Genomic DNA, 14758 nt, shown 5'->3' with positions numbered 1-14758 from the left:
GTGCCGGTCTCCTCGCCGTGGTCGGCGGGCCGGTGGTGGGTGGGGCGGTACGGCCTCACCCACCACCGGCCCGGTGCGCGGTCAAGAAGTCACTTGGCGGAGAGCTGGAAGTTGAACGTGGGGCTCCAGCCCGAGGCGCTCTGGCCGTGCAGGGTGTAGGCGGCGGGGTTGGTGGTGCTGCCGGAGACGCCGTTGGAGCCGACCAGCGGCACCAGGCCCTGGATGCTGACCTGGGTGCCGTCGGGCAGGGCGTAGGTGGCGTCGATCTGGGCACCTTCGATGTTGCTGCTGGTGTCGGACATGGTGCCGGTGGTGTGCGCCTTGATGGTCTGCGGCGCGGGCGTCTTCCAAGACCCGTAGGGGTTGGAGGAGCTGACCAGGGTGAGGTCCTGGTCGGTGTTGTTGGCCAGGTTGATGGTCATGGCGGTGGAGTGGGTGGATTGCGAGCCGTTGCCCGCCCCGGCCGAGGAGGTCGCCGCGACGGCGGTGGTGCTGGACTGGGCGGGGGTGGCGGCGTTGGCGGCGGCGCCGGTGCCCAGCAGGGCGGCGGCGCTGAAGCCCAGGCCGGCCAGGGGCAGCAGGGTGTAGCGGGCGATCTTGCGGTTCATGGTGTTCTCCAGGTGGGTTCTCGAGGTGGTGCGCGGTTGGTGGGGTGCTGCTGTCTGGTGCTTCGCCGCCGGGTGGTCCCGGCGTCTGCGACAACTCTGCTGCCCCCGCGACTCCGGCTCCTTCGGCTGTTCGGAGGGTGCACAGGGTGATGCTGGCCTCCTCCGATCGGGGGAAGCCGGCTGGTCTGGACAACCAGTACGAGCGACACGGGCGCTGCAGGGATCACTCCACTCCGCGTCTGCGGAAGCCCGCGGTGGAATCAGCGCGCGGTGTTGCGGTGCTGCGGTGCTGCGGTGCGCAGCTTCACTCGTCGACCGGCGCCTCGGGTGCGCCGAGGCCGGCATCCCGTCGCGGTGCGGCGGGCACCGGTAGGCGAGCGTGCACCCGGGTTCCGCCGCCTGGGACGTCACTCAGCTGCAACGTGCCGCCCACCGTGGCGACGCGATCGGCCAGCCCGGGCAACCCCGACCCGCCGGTCGTCCTCGATCCGTACTCCTCGGCGCCCGGATCGCCGTGGTCGCCGCCCAAGGGGCCAGGTCCCAGGCCCCGGCCGCGATCGAGCACTTCGAGCAGCAAGGTTCTGCCTTCCTCGTGCAGCCGTACGACCGCTTCGGCGGTGCCGGCGTGCTTGACGACGTTGACCAGCGACTCGGCGAGGACGAAGTAGGCGGCGTTCTCGATCGCCAGCGGGTAGCGGCGGGTGGTCGCATCCTCGACTGCGACCTGCAAGGGCAACCGCTCGGCCAGGGACTTCACCGCTGCACCGATGCCTCGTTCGTGCAGCAGCACCGGATGCAGGCCGCGCGCCAGTGCTCGGATCTCCTGCACCGCTGCCCGCAGGTGCTCCTCGGCCTGCTCCAGCAGTTCTTCGGCCTGCACCGGGTTCTGTCGCAGGCGCTCGCGTGCCAGGCGCACGTCGAGCGCGGAGACGACCAAGTGCTGCTGGGCTCCGTCGTGCAGATCGCGCTCGATGCGCCGCCGCTCGGCGTCAGCGGCATCGACCAGTCGTGACCGTGAGGCGCGGACCTGCTGCAGCTGCTCTTGCAGCTGGTCCTGGAGGCGCAGGTTTCCCACCAGCAGCGCCAGCGCCCGCAACACCCCGTCCAGCACCTGCAGATCGGGTGGAGAGGCGCTGTTGTGCACCAGCGCTCCCGCCGGTGGAGTGCCGATGGGGTGCCACGTCCGGTGCGCGGTCCCGGCCGCGACCGGCGAGCCGTCGACGTCGTAGAAGTCGTGGCCATCGGTCCCGGCCACGAGCACCTGGGCAGTGGGGTCGCGCAGCACCCGACGCAGCACCTCCTGCACGTGGGCCAGGGAGGTCGTGGGGTCCAGCCCGCGCACCAGCTCGCCCATGCCGTACATCACCAGCCGCACCCGCAGCACGTGCAGCAGCAGGTGCGCGGCGATCGCACTGGTGCCGGCACCCCACACCACAGCGATGATCACGCGAGTGGCGTCGTGCGCGTCCCAGCCCAGCGCCCGAGCCAGCACCGTGCTCAGCCCCAGACCCACTCCGGCCGCCACCGTCAGCGGCACCGGGCGCATCAGGCGCCGCTCGGGCAGATCTGCCGCGCGCCAGCGCCGCAGCGCGGCGACCACGGCCAGAGCCGTGGCCGCGGGGCTCAGCACCACATGCGCCCAGCGCTGTACCTGCACGGCCGTCTCGGAGGCGATCGGAGGCGCGAAGACGCCCGGGCAGCCGTCGGGAAGACAGTTGCGCCGGCCCTGTTCATCGCCGATCAGCAGTTGCCCGGCCACGTACGCGGCGTTGACCGTGTACAGGCAGCCGATCGCCAGGCGGTTCAGACCTCCCCGGGCCCTTCCGGTGGGGTACGTCAGCAGCAGGTGCCCCAGCACAGCCCCGAACCAGGAGTACCCACCGGTGGCCAAACGCAGTACCGCTGCCCATGGTGCGTTCCACAGACCCAGGTTGACCAGGCACGAAGCGCACCCGGCCAGGACGAACAGCCACCCCAGCCGGTGCGGCGCGCCCCGGTACCAGGCGATGCCTCCGGCGGCGATGAACAGCGCCCCGCTGAGCGAGCGCACCACCAGCGCCGGGGGAGCGAGTCCGCCCAGGAGTGGAGGCAGCGCTGAAGTCACCGCCAGTGCGCCGGCCAGCACCAGCACCACGACGTCCGAACGCTGGGACGGGCGGTGCACGGCACCGAGGTCGAGCACCACGCTCACCCTTCCTGAGGTGGGTCAGGCCAGCCTGAGCCCGATGGTGGTGCAGGCACGGCGGCCGGTGCCACCGCACCGAGCGGTGGCACCGGAGTTCGTCAGGGTTTCCCGCGTGATCGTCGACCACCGGCGTGCACCCGCCGGACGTCAGGTGCTGCGCAGGTGGGCCAGGACAGCTTTGATCCGCCGGTGCTCGTCGACATCGTCCGTCAGGTTCAACTTGCGGAAGATGCTCGCGATGTGGCTCTCCACTGTCTTCAGCGAGACGCCGAAGCGACGGCTGAGGGCGTAGTTGGAGGCCCCGACCGCCATGGCCGCCAGGACTTCCTGCTCGCGCACGGTGAGCGCGAGCAAGCTTGCGCGGACGCGCCGATGGGCCAGCAAGGCGTCGAGCACCTGCGGGTCCACCGCACACGAGCCCTGCGCCACAGCCCGCACGGCCGTGACGAACGACGCGGTGTCGACCACACGTTCCTTGAGCAGGTACCCGACTCCCGCCGGAGCCTCGTCCAGCAACTCCTGCACGTGTTGGGTTTCGCAGTGGTTGGACAGCAGCAGCACACCGGTGGCTGGGTGGGTGCGCTGGATCACGGCGGCCGCCTGCAACCCCTCAACGGTGCCGGTGGGGGGCATGCGCACGTCGATGACCGCCACGTCGGGCCGGTGCCGGGCCACGGCCCCCAGCAGAGCGCGCCCGTCGCCGACCTGCTCCAGCACCTCGATGCCGGCCTCACGCAGGACCAAGGCAACGCCTTCGCGCACCAAGGGGGCGTCATCGGCGAGAACCACACGCACCGGGCCGGTGAGCGTCGGCGCTCGACCGTCCTGCTGTCGCGGCATGACGACCCAGCCCTCCTCGTGGAACTCCAGTGGGCGCAGACGGCCGATGCACCCGCTGTCACGACTGGTGGGCCGAACGTACTGCGCACCGACGCACCGTCTCAGGGTTGACCCTGATGTGGGCAGCTGTCCGCACGCCTAGCCTCCGCAGCGGCGGTCCAGAAGGCCGGCCACCCGCCGCCGGCGTCGAGGTCGTGAGTCCGCCGCACCCGCACCTATCCGACACCAGGGAGTCATCACCATGAAGCGAATCCTCGTCGCCTCCGGCGCCGTGCTCACCGCTGCGCTTTCGCTGACCGCGCTGTCGGCCGCTTCGGCGGACAGCACCACCGAGCAGGCCCCGGCCCGTGCGGCCGCGCCGGCGAGCACCACCTCCTCCGACGCGCCGGTGCTGAAGTCCAGCACGTCGGTCGCCATCACCGTGGTGAACAACACCGGCCAGACGCTGACCCTGCTCGACCAGTACAAGGCCCACGGCAGCTGGGGCCAGCAGTTCCCGCAAACCATCGGGGTCGGCGACTCCCCGACGGCCTCGGCGAGCAGCTCGAACGTCGAGGGCATCGACATCGCGGCGGACTACTCCGCGCCTGACGGCACGATCTTCCACCTCGAGGCACAGGTGCCCTTCTTCGGTACCGACTCGACCGGGCAGGACGTCTCCGGCACCAACGCAGCGCTGTACACCATCTCCCACACCAGCATCAGCGGCTTCAACCCGACGGTGACCTTCACGCTGGGCCGGGCCTGAGCCCTTCCCACCGAGCGGTACGGAGGCTTCATCCTGACCAACCTCGACATCGAGGGGCGTTCCCGAGCACCGCGGAGCTGCCGACCCAGGCGGCTCCGCGGTACCGGTGCGCAGGGCGCGGCGGTGGCTGCGCGGTGCCCGATCACCTCCACTGGGACCGGTCATCGGCTCGGGTGCGCGGCTGCTGGTCGATCAGGTCGAATCCTTCGAGAGCTGGAGGCTACTGGCTCCCGCCTCCACGCAGATCGCCAGAGCGATCCGCGGCAGCTTGGCGCCCTCAACTTCTCGGACTCGACGGTGCGGAGGCCGACGCCGCTGTCGAGGCGCTGTGGATGAGGGTTCAGCCGGGGTGGCGGCAGTCCACGGTGGGTGGTTGCTGGTGCAGCGCCGTGGTCAGGAGAGGGGGTCGAGGGAACCCGCGCCTCCGCGGGCGGCGATCTCCTCCTCGAGCAGGTTCAGATGGGTTTGGCACACGACCGCGCGCCACGAACGGCCAGTGGCGTCGGTGCCGCGCCAAGACCACACAGCGCGCGACCTTCGGGGATGGCACTCGTCGCAGGCCGATGTTGCTTGCGGCCCTGCTGCAAGAGGCACAGGTGCAGGAGTCGAACCGATGCCGCTGGTGCCCAACGTTTCAACCATGTCGCCAGCGTCGCACGCCGATGTCCGAAGACGTGCGCGGACGAGGTCAGCGTGGCGTGAGAAGTGTTCTCGAACTACGACGGGATCCGGCGTTGGAACGCGCTCGGCAGGTCGGGTATCGACACAGGTGTGACTCCCACCTGTTGCTGGCACAGATCGCTGAGACGTCGGAACAGATCAGATGAGACAGGGAGAGCCGTTCTGTTCACCTCCACGCGATGTGTCCCAGCCCGAGGTCCGTGACCAGCGCTGCAGGCATCGCCCGACACGCCCGCGGGAACCGTCCCAGGGCGGGATGTCACGTGATGACTGCAGCGCTGGTTCAGGCCCTTGCAACGTCATTGTCTCGGCAGGGTGCTTCTGCGTGTGGACGTTGACCGCAACGGTAGGCGTGTGCCGGGTGGAGGACCGGTGTGGGGCGCGGTCAGCCAGGCAGCTGGCAGCCGTCTGGCTGTTGGTGGCCAGGTGGGCGGCGAGGTCGCGTTCTGACGGACGAGCCAGTTGCCCGGGTTCGAGGCGGTCGGGTCTCCAGGCGGTCAGGGTTCCAGGCAGTCGGGGATCGAGTCGTGCGGGCCGGTCGGGTTCTGGGTGGATCCGGCCGGGTCGAAGATCTTGACGGCCTGCACGGTGGGGAACTGCCGCAGCGTGGGCAGGAGCTGCCCGGCGATGCTGACGGTGGATCCGCCGCTGCTGCATCCACCGGTGAGCTGGATGCGTGCGGTGCCGCCGGTGATGGACAGCCCGCGGTAGCCGGTGGCGCCCGAGGGCAGGAACCGCAGTCCCCTGGCCGCCTCGGCGGCGGTGGGGCCGGCGAAGAGCCGGTCGCTGACCCCGGTGGCCGGCGTTCCCGGCAGGACCGGGCGCAGGACGGGGACGACGAAGGGTGGGGTGTTGCGGACGAACCTGCCCTCGTCGAAGAACCAGACCTGGCGGTTCACGGTGCGGAAGGCGGCGTCGACGTCGAGGACCACCCGATCGGGAGAGCGCAGCGTGAACACGCGGTAGGGCTGGCGCAGGGCCAGACCGACGCCGTAGGTGGTGACGGCCTCGTAGTCGCCGGCGCGCACGAGCGACATCGCGTTGGGCAACGGCAGGGCCAGGGCGCCGGGAGCGGTCGGGGCGCCGGCCTCGTCGTGGGCGTCGGTGCCCTCGAACCGGATCTGCAGCTTGGCTTGACCGGGCAGCGGCACGGGCAGGCCGCTGCCGTCGCCGAGCAGTTCGCCGACGTAGCCGGTGGTGATCCGGGAGGGCAGGCCGCCGTGGAAGTCGAACACGAGGCGGTCGTAGCCGGTGTGGTGGGCCGCGCGGATGCCGACCAGGGTCGGTGTGGGCGGTGCCGTGGCAGCGGAAGCGGGAACTGCGCCTAGCGTCGTACCCACCAGCGTGAGGACCGCGGCCACCAGTGGCCGGAGTCGCTGGAGCACGCGCCGGAACCCCTTTCCCGGCGAGCCGCCGGGGTCCGCCGCCCGGACCGGTCTGGTGGTTCGCGGCCCGGGCATCGTCGTACGTCGCGTCCTGGGCATCGTCTTGGGCATCGTTCTGGGCATCGTCCTGGGCATCGTCGCCGCCCCCCTGTGGGCTTCGTGCCTCCCCCCGCCCCGTCGGCGAGGGAACCGAGCCGCTCGGCCCGGGGGCGGGCCACCCGCCGCGTTGCAGGACTTCGGCCGCGCTCAAGCGTTTGGACCGGGGCGCCTCGTGGGAGCATCCTGCTCTGGTCCGCGCGGTACGGCAGAGTCGAACGTCCCGGCGGCGGCTGCTACCCAGGTCGAAGGATCCTGTCGGGTCCTCGGGCCGCAGTACGCCGACGCGCAGTCCCCTGATTCCCTCGGTGTGAACGTCGTGTCCGAGGTGGCGAACGCACGGGATGGTTTCCTCGACGGCCCGTGGGGTCAGTCACCGCGTCGTGCCAAGAGCGGAGGACCAGCGATCGAGGCTCAAGCTGGTGGAGGTGTGTGCCGAGAGGGGCATCACCCGATCAGGGTCAGGAGAGCAGCGGGGAGCACCCTCGCCGTGCCGTGGTCGTCATCACCCAGCGTGGCCGGCGTCCTGCGGTGTCGGCCGACCTAGCAGCTAGCCAGGGCACCGAGACGTCGGCGCCGCGATCGAGCGCGGCGCCCGCGCCGGTCTCGGCTGTGGCTCAGTCGACCGCCAGCTCGTCGGCTGAGTTCGTCGTCCCGCTGGACGTGCCGGCACCGGCGCCCGTGTCCTGGCCTTCGAAGACGAGTGGAGTCCACCGGAGTGGTGTACGGCGCCGTAAGTGAGGGCGTGTCCACCGACGTGTGAGGCGGCCACCGCGTGATGCCTCGAACTGAGTTCCCGCTCAAGGTCGGAGAGGACACCGCGATGAGCGCCACCCCCACGATGGATCGTGCCCGCCTCCTGGACGAGCACCTGTCCCAGGCCAGCCCGGACCTGATGCGCAGCACGCTGCCCTCCTTCATCGACACCCTGATGCCGGCCGAGGCCGACGCCGTCTGCGGCGCCGAGTACGGCGCCACCGGCCCCGAGCGGGTCAACGTCCGCAACGGCTACCGCCACAGTGCCAACCGTCGGACTTCGACACCCGCCTGGGCACGATCGACGTGGCCATCCCCACGTTGCGTGTCGGCTCGTACTTCCCGACTGGCTGCTGAGCGCCGCCGCCGGGCAGAGCGGGCCCTGACCACCGTGGTGGCGACCGCCTACTTGCTGGGCGTCTGGACCCGTTGGATGGAGAAGCTGGTCGAGACGCTGGGGATCACGCGGTTGTCGAAGTCGCAGGTCGGCGAGGTGGCCAAGGATCTCGGCGCCCAGGTCGAGGCGTTCCGCACCCGCCGCCTGGACTCAGGGCCGTACACGTTCGTCGCCGCCGATGCCTTGGTGACGGAGGTCCGTGAGGACGGCCGCGTCGTGGACGTGCACGCGATGTTGGCGGTCGGAGTCAACGTCGATGGGCACCGGGAGGCTGGGCTTGCAGACCTCCTCGGCCGAGGACGGCGCGGGCTGGTTGGGGTTCTTCGGCGCACCTCACCGCCCGCGGCTTGAGTGGGTGTCCGGCTCGTGACGTCGGACGCCCACGCTGGGCTGGTCGCCGCGATCGGCGCCACCCTGCCGGGCGCGTGGTGGCAGCGGTGTCGCACGCATTACGCCGCGAACTTGATGGCGGTGACCCCGAAGACCAGCTGGCATTGGGTGAAAACGTTGCTGCACAGCGTCTACGACCAGCCTGACGCCGACTCCGTGCACGCCCAGTTCGACCGGCTGCTGGATGCAGTGGAGACCAAACTGCCGAAGGTCGACGCCCGCCTGGACGGCGCCCGCGCCGACGTTCTGGTCTTCACGGCGTTCCCCGCGGGAGGTCTCAGGGACAGGGCGGGCGCTGCTCGAGCACGCGCAGAAGCACGCTGGCCGGGCGCGGTTTCGGCGCGGTGAGCTGTGGGTGATCGCCGACAACGCACGAGCGATCAGCGCCTACGAGCGGGCGGGCTGGGGTGGCGACCGACCTCGTCGAGGTGCGCGGGTCCGCGGAACGTCTGGGACGTCGCTTTGTCCGGAGCTTCGACTGATCGCATCCGCGAAGTCGAGCAAGCGACCGGTGCTGTCGCACCGCTCGACGTCCACGACAGCGGAATGACCGCGACGTCGCCCGCAGGACGTCATGGGCGAAGCAGTTGGGGGTAGACGTCCCAGACGGACACGCACCAGGCTTGAGGCGCCCTGCCGCTGCCGCTGCCGTTGTCGTTGCCGCTGAGGAGTCCACCCGTGCCCGTCCGCCCTTCCTTCGTCGTCACCGGCGCCGCGCAGGGCGTGGGCCGCGTCATCGCCGAACGCCTCACCCGCGAAGGGCCAGTCATCGTCCTTGACATCACCGGCGACCTCGACTGGCGGCACGACGACGTCCACCTGCTCACCGGCGATGCCGGCGATTCCGCGGTCGCGGCCCGCGCCGCTGAGCGGGCCGAGGCGCTGGGACCGCTGAGCGGGTGGGTCAACAACGCCGCCGTCTTCCGCGATGCCACTCTGCTGAGCGCCGGTGTCGACGACATCGCGCGGGCCATCACCGCCAACCTGGCGCTGGCCTTGACCGGCTGCCACACCGCCGTCACCCACTACCGCCGCCACGATCGTCCAGGGGCAATCGTCAACGTCTCCTCCCACCAGGCTCAACGGCCCGTGCGGGGGGCGCTGCCCTACGCCACCGCCAAGGCCGCCGTCGAAGGACTGACCCGGGCCGTCGCGGTGGACCACGGCCCCGAGGGCATCCGCACCAACGCTGTCGCGCTGGGCTCCATCGCCACCACCCGTTACGAGCAGCACCTGGCCACCCACCCCGAGGTCGCGCAGCAGATGGCCACGCTGCACCCCTTGGGGCGGGTTGGCACTCCGGCTGAGGTCGCCGACGTCGTCGCGTTCTTGCTCTCACCCGCTGCGGGGTTCGTCAACGGCGCCGTCCTGCCCGTCGACGGCGGACGCGCCGCCTACGGCCAGGACCCTGAAGCGCTCTGAACGCATCGCACGCAGCGCGGGATGACCGCGAGGGTCGAGGGGTGTGCTGCCGGTGGGCAACCGGGAAGCCGGCAATCGGCTGGACGGTCCACCTGGTGATCGGCCAGCGTGGCTGAGGTGTCCGGTGCCCTGTGCGTCATCGCGCAAGCCAGCACTGTCGCGCCGCGTCTGGCCCCCGGGCCGCGGGGATCGTCGCTTGTTCTTGTCCTACGCCGGTCAGGTGCCGCGGGCGGCTGAGTTCGAGTCTCTGACGTTCTGGACGGTCGATGCCTACGCCGCCCGGCTGCAGCTGGCCGGGCCGGTCGGAGGAGGCGGCCGTGTTTGCTCGCCACGCCGTGCGGGTGCTGGGGTCGGAGTGCCCGTCGGTGTGCGCGTTGGACGTGGCCTGGGATCGCGGGAAGGATCGGTGGCTGGTGGTGGAGGTCAATCCGCTGTGGGCCTCGGGTCCGTACGACTGCGACCCGGTGGTCTTCGTGGACGCGGTCGAGTACGCCAACACCGCCGGCGTCGGTCGCTGGGCGTGGCGGGCGGAGGAGACGCAGCTGGCGCGGGCTCGGGCTGGCGAGCCGATCGTGGCGGTGGGGCAGGCCGAGGCGAGCGGGTACGCCGAGTTCGGAGCCTGACGGCTGCCCCCCCGCAACGCCCGCGCTGCGGGATGACCGAGCACCCAGCACGCGGTGAGCACGACTGCGGGAGATGCCCTCAGTGCTGGGCGGTGGGGGTGCGTGGGCGCCGGTCCAGGTCTCGCCAGATGGGGAAGATGGCGGGGGTCAGGGTGATGAGCAGGTAGGAGATCGCCAGGGTGATGAGCAACGTGATGAGGGATCCGTTCTCCAGCCACAGCCCCGCACCCAGGATGCCGATGGGCATACCCGCCCACGCACCGGCTCCCACCACTCCGGCGACGCGGGCGCGGGTGCCGGCCGGGACCCGCTCCAACTGCACCGCACCCAGGATCGGGTTGATCGCCCCGGCGGCCAGCCCACTGAGCGCAGCGCCTGCCAGCAGTACCGCCAACCCCGGATCCAGGGCCAGCAGCGCGAAGCGCGGGGCGCCGGCGAGCAGGAACGCCACCGCGAAGATCCGGCGCCGCGACCAGCGCGATCCCACCGCCCCGAAAGCGAACGCGCCGATGACGGCGCCGCCCCCGAAGGCGCCGACGAGCAACCCCAGATCGATGCCGCCACCGAGGCGCTGCGTGGCGTAGACGGGCAGCACGACGCTGGAGAAGGCCGCGTCGAAGGCGTTGGTGAGGGCCACCATCGCGATGACGGCCAGCAGCAGCCGGTCACCGCGCACGAAGGCCAGTCCCACCCGCAGTTCGCGCACGTACCCGCGCGCACCTCCCAGCACGCCGGCGGCACCGGGTTCGACATCGCCCCCCGCGTCTTGTCGGGCGAGGGGCAGCGAGGCGGCGATCAGGACGGCGGCGGCGACGAACGTCAGCGCGTCCACGACGAGGACCAGTGGTGCACCGAGCAAGGAGACCAGCGCGCCGGCGATCGGGGCGCCGATCAGTCGTGCGGCTCGCTCTGCGGCGTCCATCCACCCCGTGGCCCGCTCCAGGGCAACGCCGGCTTCGTCGGCGAGTTCGGGCAGCAGCGCGTGCCGGGCTGCTTGCCCGGGGGTGTCCAGCAGCCCGGTGGCCACGACGAGGGTGAGCAGGGCCCAGAACGGCAGGCCGAGCGTGAGGTGCAGCAGTGGCACTGCGGCGATCGTGGCGGCGCCGATGGCGTCGGAGACGATGCTGGTGCGTCGGTAGCCGAAGTGGTCGACGAGCACGCCGCCGAAGACGCCGCCGATGACGACGGGCGCGATCGCCGCGGCGCCGATCACCCCCATCAGGGCGGTGGATCCGGTGCTCTCCAGTACGAACAGTGGCAGTGCGATCGCGGTGGCGGCGTTGCCCGCGGTGCTGGTGGTGTGCGCGGCCAGCACCGCCCACAGCCGGGTGCGCGGGCTCAGCGCCTGCCTGGCGTGCGCGTCGGGCAGGTGTCTGCCGCTGCCGGGGCTGTGCACGTCAGCGGTGGGTGGGTCGCCGGAAGGCCGAGCTCAGCAGGACGACCTGCTCAGCGCCTGCCCGGGCGCGATCGGAGCGGGCTTGCCAGCGATCGGCCAGCTGCTCCAGCTCGGCGCTGAGCTCGGCCAGTTCCTCAGCAGTCAGGTGCAGCAGTCGATCCCCTTGGGTGGCGGCGGCGATCCACTGGGCAGGCAGGGTCGGCTCGGTGTCGAGGTACTGCTTGTGCAGCGCGGCCCAGCGGTGGGCGAACTCGCGGCGCAGCGCGGTGCCGGCTGCGGCGCGCTCAGGGTCGGTGCGGTCCTCAGCGGGCAGCACGGTGGTCAGCTCGTGCTCGGCGCGCCACCAACGCTCGCGCCCGTTGGCGGCCAGCTCGGGTGCCTCAGCGATCAGGCCGATGGCTGCCAAGCGCTGCAGGTGGTAGCTGATCGAGCCCGGCGCCTCGTCGAGGGTGATCGAGAGCCGGCCCACGGTGGAGGGGCCGGTGCTGCGCAGCTCGCCCAGCAGCGCCAAGCGGGTGGGGTGGGCCAAGGCCCGCATCGCAGTGGGGTCGGTCAGGTGCATGGCCTTGGGAGTCACAACCTGACCCTAGAGCCACAAGACATGACGTACAAGACTTGTTGTGAAGTTGTGCCGCGTGGTGGTTTGGAGCCGCGTGCCGCTCACCGCGCTTCCATCAGCGTCCGCGTGTTGTCCGGCGGTTCGGCCACCGGCACGAGCGCGCGGCCCGCGCGGTGAGAAGAGACGCCGCAGCGCCGGATGACCGCGACATGTCGGGACTTGCGCAGGGCCGGCGGTGAGCAGGAGCAGAGATTGCGGGGCTGTGGAACGGCGTGACGGCCTCATGGCGTTGCCTGGTGGCCTCTGGCGTTGCCTGGTGGAGCAGGGCTGCGCCATGGGCCAGGGGCGGCGGGTCTTGAGGTGATGGGCCTGAAGTGACGGGCCTGACGTGGCGGGTCGCTTAGGCGGCGTGGGTTTCGCGGGCGTGGACCAGGACGGCGGCTTGGTACAGGGGCGCCAGGTCGAGGTCGCAGCTGTCGCACAGGTGGTGCAGGTCGGCCAGCAGTTCTACGAGGGCTTGCGGTAGGCCGTCGGCGTCGCTGCGGCTGACTTGGCCGTGCCGGTGCACGGCTGCGGCGGCGTAGGTGGCGCGGTGGGCGTTGATCTGGCGGGCTCGGGCTGCGCGGGTGGCCAGGTCCTGCACGTCACACTCAACGTCACACTCCACGTCGCACTCGGTCTTGCGGCGAGCTTTGGTCAGGTCGGTGACGTCCACGCCTGCGCCATTGTCCTTGTCCTGGCCGTTGCCCTTGGCGTTGCCGTCGGCGTTGCCATGAGCGTCATTGGGGTCGCTGGTGTGCAGGTGCGCGGCGCTTGCGGAGGCGGGGGTCTGAGTCATGGAAGGTCTCCGATGGAAGGGCCCCGGACGGATGTGTCATGGATGGGTCGTGGGGCCCGTTGTGAGGGTGGTGGGGTGTGTCACTGGGTGAGGTGGTGCGCCGCTGCGGTGGGCAGATGACACGGCGGTGATGACCTGAAGGGGCCTCAGCGCTCTAGCCCTGCTGCGACTGAGCCGGCCCAGGTCGTGCGGCGCTCGCAAGAGCGCTTAGCTGAACTTGGCTGAACTGAGCTCGGTATCAGCTGCCGGGGTGTCGGCCTGCGGGGGGCCGGGCCAGGGTGGCCAGGTGGCCACCGCTGATGGGTGAGCCGGTCCCGGGGCCGGGAACGGGCTCACTGACCGGTGGGGTCACCGGCGCGGAAGGCTGGATGGTGGTGGCACTGCGTTGTGCGGCCTGCAGCTGTGCGAGGTGGCGCTGGATGTCTTGCAGCTGCTCATCGTGACGGTGAGCGGCGCAGCCAGCTGATTCAGCGGCGTCGCCGGTCAGGTGGCCGGCGAGGTAGTTGAACAGTGCGGCAGCTGGCACCGCGGCCAGCAGCAGGAGGACCCGCTCACCGGGCATCGCGGGGGCCCGCAGGGGCAGGAGGGCCAGCAGGGGCAGGAGGGTGAGGGTGGCGAAGGAGGTCAGGGTGAGGGTGCCGGCGCGGTCTGCGTTGATCCGGGGCATGTCATCACTCCTGCCTGCTGCAGATGGCGGTTCAGTGGTGCGACCTGCAGCCCAGTAGGTGCAATGTCCCAGGAGGTGCAACGTCCTGGTGGCTGCCACGTCGTCGAGCCGCAAATGTCATGGGGCTGAAGAGTCGTCCTGTTCGCTCGTCGTCATCTGGGTCCAGCGTGCCACACGGGTGCACCGATGGCACCGGTGTGCCGGGCCCGGTCACAGTCCTGGCCCCACCGGCCACCGATGCCGAACAGTCACCACCACAGCGGCGCCGGCCACGCGCCCCTGAGGACTCGACTGAGGACTCGACCACCATCACGTTGGCCGTGAGGACGCCAGGCTCGATGACTGCCGGCGACGTCACAAGGGCCATGAGGGCACGGCGTAATGCTTAAGCTCATCGATCACCATCGATGAGCTCTCTGCAAGACGTTCACCCCTGCTCAGCAACCAGCGTTCGCAGCATGAGCGCATCGTCAGCGGATCACCCCTGCAGTTCGCGCCCCAGAGCACAGCACGCCAACTTGGTGGACCACACACGACAACGCGCATCAGCACCGCGGACAAGCCGGCCCGGCGGAACCCTGCGCCCGCCGACCTCATCCCCGCGACCTACCTCACCGCCGGCCCCGGCGCTCGCGGGCCGGTGATGCTCCTGACCGACGCAGGCGACGATCCATGCACCGCGGTGAGCATCGGACGCTTCGGCGCCCGGCAGGTCATGCGTTGCGAGCAAGCGCCTGCCGCCGGTCGCTGTACTGACTTCGTCGACCCCATCCCTCCGGGTTCGACGACTGTAATCGGCAACTGTTGCCCGTCGTCGGGCCACCAGGCATAGCCATATTGTTGAGGCCCAATCCGGCGGTTCAGCATCCCCCCGACTATGACAAACACTGACACCTGCACTCAGCATGGGGAGTCACTTTTTGTTCAGGGCGTAGTTTGCGGTACCGATCTAGCCGCGCAGCGGCGTGAACTTGCAGGTGCAAGGCTGAGGAGTTTCGCCCGAGCGCAGCGAGGTGAAACTCCGGGGGAGAGTTAGTTGGTGATCGGGGCCCCAGAGCGCAGCGAGGGGGTAGGGAGTTTGATCGCTGCAACTTACTGCAGTGCAACGATAGCCGCGGCGGGAGCGCGCAGCGCGAGCGCAGGTTTCCGAGCGCAGCGAGGAAACCC

Annotated in this window: 12 protein-coding genes and 1 pseudogene; 5 read left to right on the top strand and 8 right to left on the bottom strand. The window is 70.6% G+C overall.

Translation table 11 applies throughout. From position 1 onward, the window contains the following. Window positions 1-89: 89 nt before the first annotated feature. The 3 genes from ACRYR2_RS22730 to ACRYR2_RS22720 all read right to left on the bottom strand — a co-directional run bounded on the left by ACRYR2_RS22730 (window position 90) and on the right by ACRYR2_RS22720 (window position 3633). Window positions 90-608 carry a hypothetical protein gene (locus ACRYR2_RS22730; RefSeq protein WP_432565170.1) on the bottom strand — a complete coding sequence of 173 codons (519 nt, stop codon included), beginning with the start codon at window positions 606-608 and terminating at the stop codon, window positions 90-92. Between the two features lie 304 nt (window positions 609-912). Beyond that, entirely contained in the window at window positions 913-2790 is a 1878-nt protein-coding gene (locus ACRYR2_RS22725; RefSeq protein ID WP_432565169.1) for a sensor histidine kinase, read from the bottom strand. Between the two features lie 150 nt (window positions 2791-2940). Beyond that, window positions 2941-3633, bottom strand: a complete 693-nt coding sequence (locus ACRYR2_RS22720) for a response regulator transcription factor (protein WP_432565168.1) — start codon at window positions 3631-3633, stop codon at window positions 2941-2943. 241 nt (window positions 3634-3874) lie between these two features. On the opposite strand from ACRYR2_RS22720, the gene ACRYR2_RS22715 reads away from it, so the two are divergent. Beyond that, window positions 3875-4381, top strand: coding sequence for a hypothetical protein (locus tag ACRYR2_RS22715; protein WP_432565167.1), 507 nt, complete (start codon window positions 3875-3877; stop codon window positions 4379-4381). Window positions 4382-5559: 1178 nt separating this feature from the next. Here ACRYR2_RS22715 and ACRYR2_RS22710 read toward each other — a convergent pair. Beyond that, entirely contained in the window at window positions 5560-6447 is an 888-nt protein-coding gene (locus ACRYR2_RS22710; RefSeq protein ID WP_432565166.1) for a GerMN domain-containing protein, read from the bottom strand. Between the two features lie 874 nt (window positions 6448-7321). Between ACRYR2_RS22710 and ACRYR2_RS22705 the strand changes: the two are divergent. The 4 genes and pseudogenes from ACRYR2_RS22705 (at window position 7322) to ACRYR2_RS22690 (ending at window position 10131) form a co-directional block, all read left to right on the top strand. Beyond that, window positions 7322-8434, top strand: a pseudogene (locus ACRYR2_RS22705) (IS256 family transposase). Further along, window positions 8382-8636: an N-acetyltransferase gene (locus ACRYR2_RS22700; protein WP_432565191.1), complete on the top strand. Its 255-nt coding sequence runs from the start codon at window positions 8382-8384 to the stop codon at window positions 8634-8636. Before ACRYR2_RS22705 ends, ACRYR2_RS22700 begins: the two are co-directional and overlap by 53 nt. Before the next feature lie 128 nt (window positions 8637-8764). Next, window positions 8765-9508 carry an SDR family NAD(P)-dependent oxidoreductase gene (locus ACRYR2_RS22695; RefSeq protein ID WP_432565165.1) on the top strand — a complete coding sequence of 248 codons (744 nt, stop codon included), beginning with the start codon at window positions 8765-8767 and terminating at the stop codon, window positions 9506-9508. A gap of 317 nt (window positions 9509-9825) precedes the next feature. Continuing rightward, window positions 9826-10131, top strand: coding sequence for an ATP-grasp domain-containing protein (locus ACRYR2_RS22690; protein ID WP_432565164.1), 306 nt, complete (start codon window positions 9826-9828; stop codon window positions 10129-10131). 79 nt (window positions 10132-10210) lie between these two features. On the opposite strand, the gene ACRYR2_RS22685 is transcribed toward ACRYR2_RS22690, so the two are convergent. The 4 genes from ACRYR2_RS22685 to ACRYR2_RS22670 all read right to left on the bottom strand — a co-directional run bounded on the left by ACRYR2_RS22685 (window position 10211) and on the right by ACRYR2_RS22670 (window position 13591). Further along, window positions 10211-11527 (bottom strand): MFS transporter, encoded by a 1317-nt coding sequence (locus ACRYR2_RS22685; protein WP_432565163.1) that lies wholly within the window; start codon window positions 11525-11527, stop codon window positions 10211-10213. Between the two features lies 1 nt (window position 11528). After that, window positions 11529-12104 carry a helix-turn-helix domain-containing protein gene (locus tag ACRYR2_RS22680; RefSeq protein ID WP_432565162.1) on the bottom strand — a complete coding sequence of 192 codons (576 nt, stop codon included), beginning with the start codon at window positions 12102-12104 and terminating at the stop codon, window positions 11529-11531. A 382-nt stretch (window positions 12105-12486) separates the two neighbouring features. After that, on the bottom strand, window positions 12487-12924 hold the full coding sequence (locus tag ACRYR2_RS22675) for a hypothetical protein (RefSeq protein WP_432565161.1): 438 nt from the start codon (window positions 12922-12924) through the stop codon (window positions 12487-12489). 238 nt (window positions 12925-13162) lie between these two features. Continuing rightward, window positions 13163-13591, bottom strand: coding sequence for a hypothetical protein (locus ACRYR2_RS22670; RefSeq protein WP_432565160.1), 429 nt, complete (start codon window positions 13589-13591; stop codon window positions 13163-13165). Between the last annotated feature and the right edge of the window lie 1167 nt (window positions 13592-14758).

It is taken from the genome of Kineococcus deserti, from assembly GCF_050871945.1.
Classification (GTDB): domain Bacteria; phylum Actinomycetota; class Actinomycetes; order Actinomycetales; family Kineococcaceae; genus Kineococcus.
Note: the sequence above shows the minus strand (reverse complement) of the source record. Positions and strands in the feature narration are given on the sequence as shown.

What these genes read in the sequence shown, in the direction of transcription:
- ACRYR2_RS22670 (WP_432565160.1), bottom strand. Translation starts at nt 13,591, where the DNA reads ATGCCCCGGATCAACGCAGACCGCGCCGGCACCCTCACCCTGACCTCC.
- ACRYR2_RS22720 (WP_432565168.1), bottom strand. Translation starts at nt 3,633, where the DNA reads ATGCCGCGACAGCAGGACGGTCGAGCGCCGACGCTCACCGGCCCGGTG.
- ACRYR2_RS22730 (WP_432565170.1), bottom strand. Translation starts at nt 608, where the DNA reads ATGAACCGCAAGATCGCCCGCTACACCCTGCTGCCCCTGGCCGGCCTG.
- ACRYR2_RS22675 (WP_432565161.1), bottom strand. Translation starts at nt 12,924, where the DNA reads ATGACTCAGACCCCCGCCTCCGCAAGCGCCGCGCACCTGCACACCAGC.
- ACRYR2_RS22715 (WP_432565167.1), top strand. Translation starts at nt 3,875, where the DNA reads ATGAAGCGAATCCTCGTCGCCTCCGGCGCCGTGCTCACCGCTGCGCTT.